Raw genomic sequence first — 12734 nt, 5'->3', positions numbered from 1 at the left:
GGGGGGCAAGGTATACAAGTTGAACAGCTTATTAGGACATACGATGAAACAACTATTCATGTGGATATGCGCGTCCATGGCGGCCTTGTTGCTGACCGCCTGTGGCGGGGGAGATGAGGACTCGTCATCACAGCCGGAGTCCGGGAGCGGCGCGACGTCCATGGTCTCGCTGCAGGTAACCCCGCCCCAGGGACGCATACCTGTGATGCTGGGGCTGCAATATGTGGCGCAGGCGGTGATGAGCGATGGCAAGGTGCAGGATGTGACGGCGCTCGGCGATCTTCAGTGGCGCAGCAGCGACAGCGCCATCGCGACCATCACGAGCACAGGGCTGGCGACCGGAGTGGCGCCGGGCAAGGTCACCATCACGGCGTCAGGAGTGGGGGCCAATGGCACTCCTGTCGAGGCGAGGGCGCAGCTGGAGGTCAGCAATGCCCAGGCCATAGGGTTGCAGGTGGCGCCCCCTGCCACCCTGGTGGCGTCGGGCTTGAGCAAGCGCTTTACCGCCACCCTGCAGCTCTCCGACGGTACCACCCTGGATGTGACCCCTGAGGTGAGCTGGGCCAGCGATGATGCGGGCACCGCCACAGTCGCGCAAGGGTTGGCGACCGGGATAGGGTCGGGCGTGGCCAGCCTGAGTGCGAGCGGTCTCTTCCAGGGCAAGAGCGTCAGTAGCGCGGCGCAGCTCACGGTGAGCGACGCCACAGTCACCGCCTTGCAGGTGACCCCGGCAGCGAGCACGACGGCGATCGGCCTGGCACAGCCTCTGATCGCCACCGCTGTGCTCTCAGATGGCACCAGTCAGGTGGTGACGGACATAGTGAGCTGGAGCAGTGGTGACAGCGCCACCGCCACCGTCAGCAATGAGCAGGATCTCTGGGGGCAGGGGAAGGGGGTGAGTGCCGGCACCACGACCATCACGGCCGTTGGCACCTTCAATGGTCAGCCCATCGCTGGCTCGGCTCAGTTGAAGGTGAGCGATGCCACAGTGACAGCACTGCAGCTGACGCCCCCCAGCCTGAGGGCGCCGATAGGTTTGCCCCAGCAGTACAGCGCAACCGCCATGCTGTCCGATGGCAGCAGCCAGCCTGTGCTGGATGCCAGCTGGAGCAGCAGCGATCCCGGCATGGCTACCATCAGTGTCACCGGCTTGGCCACGGGGGCCAACGCCGGCACCGCCACCCTCAACGCCAGCACCAGCGTCAACGGCCAGATCTTCAGCGGTCACGCGCAACTGACAGTGACAGACGCCACAGTCACCGCCTTGCAGGTGACCCCGGCCAGGGGCTCGGTATCTATTGGCACTAGCCAGCGTTATGAAGCCACGGCCCTGATGTCGGACGGCACCAGTTTGCCGATGTCCGACAGCGCCAGTTGGGTGAGCGACCCCCTTGTTGCCACCCTCGATGGAAGCCATGCCACCGGGACGGGGGTGGGCACCACAGACATCAGTGCCACCGCCGTCGTCAATGGCGTGTCCGTCAGCAACAGCGCGTCCCTGACGGTGAGCGGCGCCAAGGTGACCAGCCTGGAGGTGAGCCCGGGCATCGAGACGGTGTCGACGGGCCTGAGCAAGCCGTTCACTGTGCGCGCCTGGATGTCGGATGGCTCCAGCCAGGAGCTGACCGGCAACGACAATATCAGCTGGAGCAGCGACGACAGCGGCGTCGCCACCGTCGATGGCAGCACCGGGGTGGCAACCGGGGTGGCGCAGGGCTCGGCCTACATCAGCGCGGCGGGCAGCATCAATGGCCAGTTTCTGAGTGACAGCGCCTCACTGGCGGTGGGCGACGCCGCCGTGATGGGGGTGATTGTTACACCGGATCCGGCCACTGTGCCGGTTGGGCTCAGCATGCAGCTCACCGCGACCGCCCAGCTGTCCGACAACAGCACTCAGGACATCACAGACACCGCCAGCTGGGGCAGCGACGCCACCGGGGTAGCCACCGTCATCGGCGGGCTGACGACCGGCGTCAGCATGGGTGGCGCCAATATTACGGCCACCGATAGCGCCAGCGGTCAGTCCGGCAGCGCGGCCCTGACGGTGACCAATGCCGTCATGACAGAGCTGGCCGTGACCCCTGAGAGCGCCACTGTCGCGGTGGGGCAGAACCAACAGTTTGGCGCCACGGCGACCCTGTCCGATGGCAGCAGCCAGGATATGACCAGCTCGGTCAGCTGGAGCAGCGGCGATCTCGCCGTCGCCTCCATCGGCAGCAACACCGGCCTGGCGACCGGGGTGGCGGTGGGCAGCAGCACCATCACGGCGATGACGCTGGATGGCTCCTCGCTTAGCGACACGGCCGAGCTGACGGTGACGGGGGCCGGTTGTGCCACGGATACTCTGGTCGATGGGGCAGGCAAGACCTGGACCTGTCCGCTGACCCAGTCGAAGGCCGATGCCGAGGGTATTGCTTACGGTATGACCTATAGCGAGAACGGCATTATCTATGCCCTGTTGAATTGGCCGCAGGCAGACGCCTACTGCACCGGCCTGGGGGATGGGTATTACCTGCCGAGCCAGAATGAGTTGCAGGGACTGTACGACGAGTTTGGTAGCCTGGAAAACCATGCGGGCTGGCCGGGCGAGAGAGCCTACTGGTCGTCGACCATGGGGACTAATGCGGGCTCCCACTATCGCTTCTATTTGGGGAATGGCACCAGCGGTGGTACGGCACACGATGCCAACAACTACGATAACGTGACCTGTGCTAAGTTGCCTCCGACAACGGTCTCTCTGGTCGTGACGCCGGCAGATGACTCGTTTCTGATAGGGGAAACCAAGCAGTTCACCGCCATGGCCACTCTGTCCGATGGGAGCGTTGTTGATGCGAGTGCCAGCGTCGCCTGGAGCAGCGGCAATACCGCCATTGCCACCATCAATGGCGGCGGCCTGGCCACGGGGGTTGCTGGTGGTGCCACCACCATTGCTGCGACGATGCAGGATAGTTCAGGGGTCAGTGCCACTACGCAGCTTACCGTGTATTACCCCCTGCCAGCTTATGGTGCTGGCTGTGTTATAGGCATATTGGTCGACAGTTTTGGGGCCGAATGGACTTGTCCGCCGCTGCAAAGCGAGGCGGATGCCTCGGGGATCCCATATGACCAAACAGTTAAACACAATGGAAAGACCTACGTCACGATGCAATGGTCTAACGGAAACGACTATTGCACTTACCTGGGGCAAGGTTTTCGCCTGCCAACCCTGGCTGAGTATCAGGGACTCTTTGCGGAGTTCGGTAACTTGTCGATAGCTGCCGGTTGGCCGACTAGCTCCGTCCACTGGACGGGCGATTATAGCAGTGGCAGCAATCACTACGTGTTCAACACTCTGTATGGCAACCATTCTTCGGTTCCCGACGCTTATCCCCATTTTGTGTCGTGCCGGCGGGCAGCAGAGTAATTTGTGCTGGTGACCAACGCTCACCCTCAAGCGCAGGGGGCATGGCGAGGAGGGATAGCGAGTCTGGCGGCAGCCGGCGTGCGGACAGCCTGGGTATATGGGCTGTCCGCCTCGGTGCCATAACGGTGTCAGCCGCAGATCCTGACAGGATGTGACAGGTAGCATCCTGCTTGTCTGCCTTTATGACGTAATGGAGTACAAAGCCCGAGTGACCCTGTCACTTGGGCTTTTTTTGTTGTGTCTGGATCCGTCGGTGCGCCGCCCGGGGAGGCTATCGGGCAGCCATGAAGGGTGACTACACTGCCTGGGTTGGTATGAGGAGATGCACAGTTTGGTGCAGATTCCGCCGCACACAGGGGAGTGGTCTATGGCTGTCATATGGAAGAGCGCGCTGTTGTCAGGGGGGGTGTTGCTGGTGGGCCTGGTGTCGGGGTGCACCCATTTCGCGCCGACCCCCATCAGCTATCTGAGTCAGGATCCCGCGCCGGGCAAGCTCCCTTATGGGAAGCTTGCCTATGTGGACGACGGCCAATGCCCGGATGGTCAGGTGAAGCGGCTGATCGGTGGCGATGCGAAGAAGAGCATACCGCGCCATGTAGAGTGCGTGGCGCGCCCGCAATAACGGGTGGATAAGCAGGGGAGTAGCCTTGCGTGCGAGGAGGGGGAGATCAGCCCCAATACGAAGGTCACCACAAGAAGGCCCGGGCAATTGCCCGGGCCTTTTCATTTCGGTGGTGTGCAGGCTTGCTGCGGGCTAGAAGGCATCCCCCGGCACCCGCACCCAGCCTTCCATCAGGATGCGGGCGGAGCGGGACATGACCGCCTTGGTGACAGTCCACTCGCCATTCACCTGCCGCGCCTCGGCGCCCACCCGCAGGGTGCCGGACGGATGGCCGAAGCGCACCGCCTCGCGCTCGTCGCCACCGGCCGCCAGATTCACCAGGGTGCCGGGAATGGCCGCCGCTGTGCCTATGGCCACCGCGCAGGTGCCCATCATGGCGTGGTGCAGCTTGCCCATGGAGAGGGCCCGTACCAGCAGGTCGATCTCGTTCGCCTGCACCTGTTTGCCGCTGGAGGTGCGGTACTCCCTGGCCGGCGCGACAAAGGCAATCTTGGGGGTGTGCTGGCGGGTGGCCGCCTCGGCGGGGCTCTTGATGAGGCCCATGCGAAGGGCACCGGCAACCCGGATGGCCTCGAAGCGCGCCAGCGCCTCGGGGTCTGTGTTGATCGCTTCGCGCAGCTCGGTGCCCTGATAGCCGATCTCCTCGGCGTTGACGAAGACGGTGGGGATGCCGGCGCTGATCAGGGTGGCCTTGATGTTTCCTATGCCTGGCACCTCGAGATCGTCGATCAGGTTGCCGGTGGGGAAGAGGGCGCCGCCGTCCTCCCCATCGTCGGACGGGTCGAGGAACTCCAGCACCACTTCGGCGGCGGGGAAGCTGACCCCGTCCAGCTCGAAGTCACCGGTCTCCTGCACCTGACCGTTGCTCACCGGCACCTGGGCGATGATGGTCTTGCCGATATTGGCCTGCCAGACTCGCACCACGCAGGTGCCGTCTTGGGGAATGCGGGCGGGATCCACCAGCCCGGCGTGGATGGCGAAGGCGCCGGCGGCGGTGGAGAGGTTGCCGCAGTTGCCGCTCCAGTCGACGAAGGGCTTGTCGATGGCAACCTGGCCGTAGAGGTAGTCCACGTCGTGATCGGGCTGCTGGCTCTTGGAGAGGATCACGCACTTGGAGGTGGAGGAGGTGGCGCCCCCCATGCCGTCCATGTGGGCAGAGTAGGGATCAGGGCTGCCGATGACGCGCATGAAGAGCGCGTCGCGGGCCGGGCCCGGTTGCTGGCAGCGTTCTGGCAGATCACCTAAGCGAAAGAAGACGCCCTTGCTGGTGCCGCCGCGCATATAGGTGGCCGGGATCCTGACTTGAGGTGTGTGAGTCGAAGAGAGTGGGGCCATGAATCTTGTCCTGAAAAGAGTGACGGATCCTTCTTCCTCGGGGAGAAGGTGCCCTAAGGGGGGATGAGGGGAGATCCCCTCACCCCAACCCTCTCCCAAAGGGAGAGGGAGCACATCATGCCTCTCCCGGTGAAGGGGAGGAATACCATATATCAGCTGGCGGCCTTGTGGGTGGTCGCTTCCAGGAAGTCCTGGGCGAAGCGCTGCAGCACGCCGCCGGCCTCATAGACCGAGACCTCCTCGGCGGTGTCGAGGCGGCAGGTCATCGGCACCTCGAGCGTCTCGCCGTTGCGCCTGTGAATGACCAGCACGAGATCGGTGCGCGGGGTGCGCGCACCCTTGACGTCATAGGTCTCGGTGCCGTCCAGCCCCAAGGTCAAACGGCTGGTGCCCGGTTTGAACTCCAGCGGCAGCACCCCCATGCCGATCAGGTTGGTGCGGTGAATGCGCTCGAAGCCTTCCGCCGCTATCACCTCCACCCCTGCCAGTCGCACGCCTTTCGCCGCCCAGTCACGGGACGAGCCCTGACCGTAGTCGGCGCCCGCCACTATGATCAGCGGCTGCTTGCGGGCCATGTAGGTTTCAATGGCTTCCCACATCCGCATGACCCGGCCCTCCGGCTCGACCCGGGCGAGGGAGCCCTTCTTCACTGCGCCGTTCACCACCGCCATCTCGTTCACCAGCTGGGGGTTGGCGAAGGTGGCGCGCTGGGCGGTCAGGTGATCGCCACGGTGGGTGGCGTAGGAGTTAAAGTCCTCCTCCGGCAGCCCCATCTTCGCCAGGTATTCACCGGCCGCGCTGCTGCGCATGATGGCGTTGGAGGGGGAGAGGTGATCCGTGGTGATGTTGTCCGGCAGTACCGCCAGCGGCCTCATGCCCTTGAGGGTTCGTTCCCCCGCCAGCGCCCCTTCCCCCTCTTTATCCCAATAAGGCGGGCGACGGATATAGGTGCTCATGGGACGCCAGTCATACAAAGGCGCTACTTTGGGGCCATGGTCTTCCTCTATGGTGAACATGGGGATATAGACCTGGCGGAACTGCTCTGGCTTCACCGACGCCCTGACCACGGCATCTATCTCATCATCCGACGGCCAGATGTCTTTCAGGCGAATTTCCTTACCGTTCACCACTCCCAGCACATCCTTCTCTATGTCGAAGCGGATGGTGCCCGCGATGGCGTAGGCCACCACCAGCGGCGGCGAGGCGAGGAAGGCCTGCTTGGCGTAGGGGTGGATGCGACCGTCGAAGTTGCGGTTGCCCGACAGCACGGCGGTGGCATAGAGATCGCGGTCGATGATCTCCTGCTGGATGGCGGGATCCAGTGCGCCTGACATGCCGTTGCAGGTGGTGCAGGCGAAGGCCACTATGCCAAAGCCGAGCCGCTCCAGCTCGCTGTCCAGTCCCGCCTCTTTCAGGTACAAGGCCACCGTCTTGGAGCCCGGCGCCAGGGAGGATTTCACCCAGGGCTTGCGCACCAGCCCTAGCTGGTTGGCGTTGCGCGCCAAGAGCCCCGCCGCAATCACGTTGCGCGGGTTGCTGGTGTTGGTGCAGCTGGTGATGGCGGCGATGATGACGGCCCCATCCGGTAGCAGGCCGTCGGCCTCCTGGGCGCGGGCCTTGTCCAGATCCACCGCTATGCCGCGGGCGGCGAGATCGGCCACCGGCAGGCGGCGGTGGGGGTTGGAGGGGCCCGCCAGGGTGCGTACCACGGTCGATAAATCAAAGTGCAGCACGCGCTCGTACTGGGCACTCGCCAGGCTGTCGGCCCAGAGACCCGCCTCCTTGGCATAGGTCTCCACCAGCTTGACCTGCTCACTATCACGGCCGGTGAGGCGCAGGTAGTCGATGGTCTGCTGGTCGATGAAGAACATGGCCGCGGTGGCGCCGTATTCCGGTGCCATGTTGGAGATGGTGGCGCGATCGCCGAGGGTGAGGGCGGCGGCGCCCTCACCACGGAACTCCAGGTAGGCGCCGACCACTTTCTGCTGACGCAGGAACTCGGTGAGCGACAGCACCAGGTCCGTGGCGGTGATGCCGGCTTGCGGCTTGCCGCTCAGCTCCACGCCGACGATCTCCGGCAGGCGCATCCAGGAGGCGCGCCCCAGCATCACGTTCTCCGCTTCGAGCCCGCCCACCCCCACCGCTATCACCCCGAGGGCGTCCACGTGAGGGGTGTGGCTGTCGGTGCCGACACAGGTGTCCGGGTAGGCGAGGCCCCTGTCGCTGTGAATGACAGGGGACATCTTCTCCAGGTTGATCTGGTGCATGATGCCGTTGCCCGGCTGGATCACCTCTATGTTCTTGAACGCCTGCTTGGTCCAGTTGATGAAGTGGAAGCGATCCTCGTTGCGGCGATCCTCGATGGCGCGGTTCTTGGCAAAGGCATCCGGATCGAAGCCGCCACACTCCACGGCGAGCGAGTGATCGACGATGAGCTGCACCGGCACCACGGGGTTGACCTGGGCGGGGTCGCCGCCCTGATCGGCGATGGCATCGCGCAGACCGGCCAAGTCCACCAGGGCGGTCTGGCCCAGGATGTCGTGGCACACCACCCGGGCCGGGAACCAGGGGAAGTCGCGATCGCGTTTATTCAAGGCGATCTGGCCGAGGCACTCGGTGAGGATGGCCGGATCGCACTTGCGAACAAGGTTCTCGGCATGGACACGGGCGGTGTAGGAGAGTCTGTCCCAGGCGCCGGGGGCGATGGCGTTCACCGCCTCCCGGGCGTCGAAGTAGTCAAGCTGAGTGCCGGGCAGGGGCTTGCGGTATTGTGCGTTGGTCATCACTTGCGCTCCTGATTCTGCTCGGCATGGACGCGGGCTGTGTAGGAGAGTCTGTCCCAGGCGCCGGGGGCGATGGCGTTCACCGCCTCCCGGGCGTCGAAGTAATCCAGTGCCGTACCGGGCAGCGGCTTGCGATATTGAGTGTTGGTCATCACTTGCGCTCCTTGAGCGGCACGAACTTGAGATCCTCCGGGCCCACGTAGTTGGCGCTCGGGCGGATGATCTTGCCGTCGATGCGCTGCTCGATGACGTGGGCCGACCAGCCGGAGGTGCGGGCGATCACGAACAGCGGGGTGAACATGGCGGTGGGCACCCCCATCATGTGGTAACTGACGGCGCTGAACCAGTCGAGGTTCGGGAACATCTTCTTGGCTTCCCACATGGTGGACTCCAGGCGCTCGGCGATGTCGAACATCTTGGTGTTGTTCTGCTCCAGGCTGAGCTCGCGAGCCACCTCTTTAATCACCTTGTTGCGGGGATCCGAGACGGTGTAGACGGGGTGGCCGAAGCCGATGACCACTTCCTTCTTCTCGATGCGGGCGCGGATGTCGGCCTCGGCTTCATCGGGATTGTCGTAACGCTTCTGGATCTCGAAGGCCACCTCGTTGGCGCCGCCGTGCTTGGGCCCGCGCAGGGCGCCTATGGCCCCTGTGATGCAGGAGAACATGTCGGAGCCGGTGCCGGCGATGACGCGGCCGGTGAAGGTGGAGGCATTGAACTCGTGCTCGGCATAGAGGATGAGGGAGGTGTGCATGGCGCGCACCCAGGAGTCGCGGGGCTTCTCACCGTGCAGCAGGTGCAGGAAGTGGCCGCCGATGGAGTCATCGTCGGTCTCGACGTGAATGCGCTTGCCGTTGTGGCTGAAGTGATACCAGTAGAGCAGCACCGAGCCGAGGCAGGCCATCAGCTTGTCGGCGATGTCGCGGGCCCCCGGGTGGTTGTGATCCTCCTTCTCCGGCGACAGACACCCCAGCACCGAGGTGGCGGTGCGCATCACATCCATGGGATGGGCGCTGGGAGGCAATTGCTCCAGCGCCACCTTGACCCCGGCGGGCAGGCCGCGCAGGGACTTGAGCTTGGCCTTGTAGCCGGCTAATTCTGCGGCATTGGGCAGCTTGCCGTGCACCAGCAGGTGGGCAATCTCCTCGAATTCGCAGCTGGTGGCCACATCCAGGATGTCATAGCCACGGTAGTGCAGATCGTTGCCGGAGAGGCCCACGGTACAGAGGGCGGTATTGCCGGCGGCGGTGCCGGAGAGGGCGACGGATTTCTTCGGCTTGAAGCCGGGGGTGGTTTCCACAAGTGCGCTCATCACAGGTTTCCTCATTCAGTCCGTTGAAGCGCCGGCTGCCAGCATGAGGCGGCCGGTCGGCATGTTATTCCTTGGTAGACAGGTCCTTGGTGAACAGCCTGTCCAGGGTCTGCTCGTAGTGGTGGTAGCCGAGGAAGTCGTAGAGGGACTCTCGGGTCTGCATGGTGTCGACCACGGCACGCTGGTGGCCGTCGCGGCGAAGCTGCTGATAGACGTTGAGGGCGGCCTGGTTGGCGGCGCGGGCGGCGCTCAGGGGGTAGAGCACCATGTCGACGCCGTGGGCAGCGAGGGCCTCCTTGTCAAACAGCTCCGTCTTGCCGAATTCGGTCATGTTGGCGAGGATGGGGACGCCAGCCGCCTGCTTGAAGCTGTCGTACTGGTGAAGTTCGGTGACCGCCTCGGCGAAGATCATGTCGGCCCCGGCGGCGGCGTAGGCCGCGGCGCGCTCCAGGGCCGAGCCCAGCCCTTCCACCGCCAGGGCGTCGGTGCGGGCCATGATGACGAAGTTCTCGTCCTGGCGGGCATCCACCGCCGCCTTGATCCTGTCCACCATCTCGGAGAGGGAGACCACGGCCTTGTTGGGCCTGTGGCCACAACGTTTCTGGGCGACCTGATCCTCCATGTGGACGGCGGCGACCCCGCCGCGCTCGAAGGCACGGACGGTGCGGGCTATGTTGAAGGCGCCGCCCCAGCCGGTGTCGATATCCACCAGCAGTGGCACCTGGGTGGCGGCCGTGATGCGTTCGGCGTCGATGAGCACGTCGTTCATGGAGGTCATGCCGAGATCCGGCAGACCGTAGGAGGCGTTGGCCACCCCGGCACCGGACAGATAGAGGGCCTTGAAGCCGCTGCGTTCGGCCATCAGCGCCATGTAGGCGTTGATGGTGCCGACGATCTGCAGGGGTTTCTCATTGGCCAGCGCGGTGCGAAAACGCGCCCCGGCCGAGGGGGACAAGTTAGACATAGTGACTCCTTTCATGCTGCTCATGTTTTGCTGTGAATAGAACCATCTCACACTACGTTGACGTTAACGTCAATTATGCTTAGGTCCAAGGCCCGTCACTGAGCGGGCACAGGCGGCTGCTTCCTGGATAAATCCTTGTAATTCAATCAAATACCTTCAGGCTCCAACACTTGCCCGGCCATGTCGCCTCGCCGTCATGGGGGAACAGGGCCGATTCTGTCGTCTTCCCCGAGGGCGGGCAACGAATTCGAAGGGGGGTGTCATGAGATGAAAAGTGGCTGTCGCCCGATGAAAAGCGGCCATTCACCCAACCCCCTAGATTCAATCCGGACGATGCATTTCATTCACGAACGGATTGGAGAACAGAGATGGCCAACGCCATACGCTTTTATGAAACCGGGGGCCCGGACGTGCTGCGCTACGAAGAGGTGGCGGTGGGCGAGCCCGGTCCCGGCCAGGTGCGCCTGCGCCATGCTGCGGTCGGCCTGAACTATGCCGACACCTATTTTCGCAACGGCACCTACCCCATCCCCATGCCCAATGGCCTCGGTGTCGAGGCAGCCGGGGTGGTGGAGGCGGTGGGCGAGGGGGTGAGCAACGTGGCGGTGGGCGATCGCGTCACCTACACCGGCTTTATCAACACCCTCGGCGCTTATTCTACCGAGCGCCTGATCCCGGCCGCCCCCCTCATCAAGCTGCCGGACAGCATCAGCTGCGAGACCGCCGCCGCCATGACAATGCGGGGCCTGACGTCTGCCTACCTGATGCGCCGCATCCATGACTTCAAGCCCGGTGACAGCATCTTGCTGCACGCGGCGGCGGGGGGCGTCGGCCTCATCGTCGCCCAGTGGGCCAAGCTGCTCGGGCTGACGGTGATAGGCACCGTCTCGAGCGACGCCAAGGCCGAGCTGGCCCGCGCCCACGGCTGCGACTTCACCATCGACTACAGCCGCGAAGATGTGGCCACCCGGGTGCGCGCCCTGACCGGCGGCGCCGGGGTCGACGTGGTGTTTGACAGCGTCGGCAAGAGTACCTTCATGGGCTCGCTCGATTCCCTCAAACGCCGTGGCCTCATGGTCTGCGTCGGCACCGCCTCCGGTCCCATCGAGGGCTTCAATCCGCAGCTGCTGGCCATGAAGGGCTCCCTCTACCTGACCCGTCCGGCGCTCGCCGACTACATCGCCGATCCCGCCGAGAAGGAGGCCCTGGCCGGCGAGCTGTTCGATCACGTGGCCAGCGGTCGGATCAAGATAGAGATCAACCAGCGTTACGCGCTGCAGGACGCAGCGCAGGCTCACCGCGATCTCGAGTCGCGCCAGACCACGGGCTCCTCCGTGTTCATCATCTAGGCCAAGGATCCCAGGCCAGCCCGCACTGGAGGGCGGCGCCTGCAGCACTGACTTGTCATTCAGGGAGAGAGACATGCGTGTAGAACAACTGACCTGCCACATAGGCGCCGAACTGAGCGGCGTCAACCTGGCGGACGCCGTTCACGATGAGGGGCTGTTCGCCGAGATCCGTACCCTCTTGCTCAGGCACAGGGTGCTGTTTTTGCGCAAGCAGGATATCAGCCGCGCCGATCACGTGGCCTTCGCCCGCCGCTTCGGCGAGCTGGAGGATCACCCGGTGGCGGGCAGCGACCCGGAGAATCCCGGTCTGGTGCGCATCTACAAGTCCCCGGAGGTACCCAACGATCGCTACGAGAATGCCTGGCACACCGACGCCACCTGGCGCACCCAACCGCCCATGGGGTGCGTGCTGCGCTGCGTGGAGTGTCCGCCCGTGGGGGGCGACACCCTCTGGGCCAACATGGTGGTGGCCTACGAGCAGCTGCCGGAAGAGGTCAAAGAGAAAATCGACGGCCTGCGTGCCCGTCACAGCATAGAGGCGAGCTTCGGGGCGGCCATGCCCATCGAGAAGCGACTCGCCCTCAAGGCCCAGTTCCCGGATGCGGAGCACCCCGTGGTGCGCACCCACCCGGAGACCGACGAGAAGATCCTCTTCGTCAACGCCTTCGCCACCCATCTCACCAATTTCCACACCCCGGCCCACGTGCGTGTCGGCCAGGACTACAGCATGGGGGGCAGCGATCTGCTGCGCTACCTCATCAGCCAGGCCTATATCCCCGAGTATCAGGTGCGCTGGCGCTGGCAGCCGGGCAGCATCGCCATCTGGGACAACCGCAGCACCCAGCACTATGCCGCCATGGACTACCCCCCCAGCCATCGCAAGATGGAGCGGGCCGGGATCATGGGAGATACCCCCTTCTGATCAAACCCCGGGCCCCGCGCCCGGGAGATATCACCACGCCCGGC

Annotated in this window: 9 protein-coding genes; 4 read left to right on the top strand and 5 right to left on the bottom strand. The window is 64.4% G+C overall.

The features are described from left to right. Nucleotides 1-43 precede the first annotated feature (43 nt). Nucleotides 44-3403, top strand: coding sequence for an Ig-like domain-containing protein (locus ACF2JD_RS12150; protein WP_440987495.1), 3360 nt, complete (start codon nt 44-46; stop codon nt 3401-3403). A 367-nt stretch (nt 3404-3770) separates the two neighbouring features. Then, nucleotides 3771-4025, top strand: a complete 255-nt coding sequence (locus tag ACF2JD_RS12145; protein WP_404836228.1) for a DUF6719 family protein — start codon at nt 3771-3773, stop codon at nt 4023-4025. A 132-nt stretch (nt 4026-4157) separates the two neighbouring features. Here ACF2JD_RS12145 and prpF read toward each other — a convergent pair whose 3' ends face one another. From prpF to prpB, 5 genes are all read right to left on the bottom strand, one after another. Further along, a complete protein-coding gene (gene prpF / locus ACF2JD_RS12140) occupies nt 4158-5360 on the bottom strand; it encodes a 2-methylaconitate cis-trans isomerase PrpF (protein WP_395949964.1) in 1203 nt (400 codons plus the stop codon). Nucleotides 5361-5512: 152 nt separating this feature from the next. Next, on the bottom strand, nt 5513-8143 hold the full coding sequence (gene acnD / locus ACF2JD_RS12135; protein WP_440987494.1) for a Fe/S-dependent 2-methylisocitrate dehydratase AcnD: 2631 nt from the start codon (nt 8141-8143) through the stop codon (nt 5513-5515). Next, nucleotides 8143-8295 carry a hypothetical protein gene (locus tag ACF2JD_RS12130; protein WP_162627285.1) on the bottom strand — a complete coding sequence of 51 codons (153 nt, stop codon included), beginning with the start codon at nt 8293-8295 and terminating at the stop codon, nt 8143-8145. The genes acnD and ACF2JD_RS12130 overlap by 1 nt, the downstream gene beginning before the upstream one ends. After that, nucleotides 8295-9455 (bottom strand): bifunctional 2-methylcitrate synthase/citrate synthase, encoded by a 1161-nt coding sequence (prpC, locus tag ACF2JD_RS12125; protein ID WP_440987493.1) that lies wholly within the window; start codon nt 9453-9455, stop codon nt 8295-8297. Before prpC ends, ACF2JD_RS12130 begins: the two co-directional genes overlap by 1 nt. A 64-nt stretch (nt 9456-9519) precedes the next feature. Then, nucleotides 9520-10419, bottom strand: a complete 900-nt coding sequence (gene prpB, locus ACF2JD_RS12120; RefSeq protein ID WP_106886505.1) for a methylisocitrate lyase — start codon at nt 10417-10419, stop codon at nt 9520-9522. 368 nt (nt 10420-10787) lie between these two features. On the opposite strand from prpB, the gene ACF2JD_RS12115 reads away from it, so the two are divergent. Both ACF2JD_RS12115 and ACF2JD_RS12110 read left to right on the top strand, forming a co-directional pair. Beyond that, the gene (locus tag ACF2JD_RS12115) at nt 10788-11768 is read left to right on the top strand and encodes a quinone oxidoreductase family protein (protein ID WP_404836231.1); all 981 of its coding nucleotides are present in this window, start codon (nt 10788-10790) and stop codon (nt 11766-11768) included. Between the two features lie 73 nt (nt 11769-11841). Continuing rightward, nucleotides 11842-12690: a TauD/TfdA dioxygenase family protein gene (locus tag ACF2JD_RS12110; RefSeq protein WP_395949967.1), complete on the top strand. Its 849-nt coding sequence runs from the start codon at nt 11842-11844 to the stop codon at nt 12688-12690. The last annotated feature ends 44 nt before the right edge of the window (nt 12691-12734 follow it).

The sequence above is a fragment of the Aeromonas ichthyocola genome, assembly GCF_046087985.1.
Taxonomy (GTDB): Bacteria; Pseudomonadota; Gammaproteobacteria; order Enterobacterales; family Aeromonadaceae; genus Aeromonas; species Aeromonas rivipollensis.
Note: the sequence above shows the minus strand (reverse complement) of the source record. Positions and strands in the feature narration are given on the sequence as shown.

Excerpts from the sequence above, each read along its gene's own strand:
- ACF2JD_RS12150 (WP_440987495.1), top strand. The coding sequence starts at position 44 with ATGAAACAACTATTCATGTGGATATGCGCGTCCATGGCGGCCTTGTTG.
- ACF2JD_RS12145 (WP_404836228.1), top strand. The coding sequence starts at position 3,771 with ATGGCTGTCATATGGAAGAGCGCGCTGTTGTCAGGGGGGGTGTTGCTG.
- prpF (WP_395949964.1), bottom strand. The coding sequence starts at position 5,360 with ATGGCCCCACTCTCTTCGACTCACACACCTCAAGTCAGGATCCCGGCC.
- acnD (WP_440987494.1), bottom strand. The coding sequence starts at position 8,143 with ATGACCAACGCACAATACCGCAAGCCCCTGCCCGGCACTCAGCTTGAC.
- ACF2JD_RS12130 (WP_162627285.1), bottom strand. The coding sequence starts at position 8,295 with ATGACCAACACTCAATATCGCAAGCCGCTGCCCGGTACGGCACTGGAT.
- prpC (WP_440987493.1), bottom strand. The coding sequence starts at position 9,455 with ATGAGCGCACTTGTGGAAACCACCCCCGGCTTCAAGCCGAAGAAATCC.
- prpB (WP_106886505.1), bottom strand. The coding sequence starts at position 10,419 with ATGTCTAACTTGTCCCCCTCGGCCGGGGCGCGTTTTCGCACCGCGCTG.
- ACF2JD_RS12115 (WP_404836231.1), top strand. The coding sequence starts at position 10,788 with ATGGCCAACGCCATACGCTTTTATGAAACCGGGGGCCCGGACGTGCTG.
- ACF2JD_RS12110 (WP_395949967.1), top strand. The coding sequence starts at position 11,842 with ATGCGTGTAGAACAACTGACCTGCCACATAGGCGCCGAACTGAGCGGC.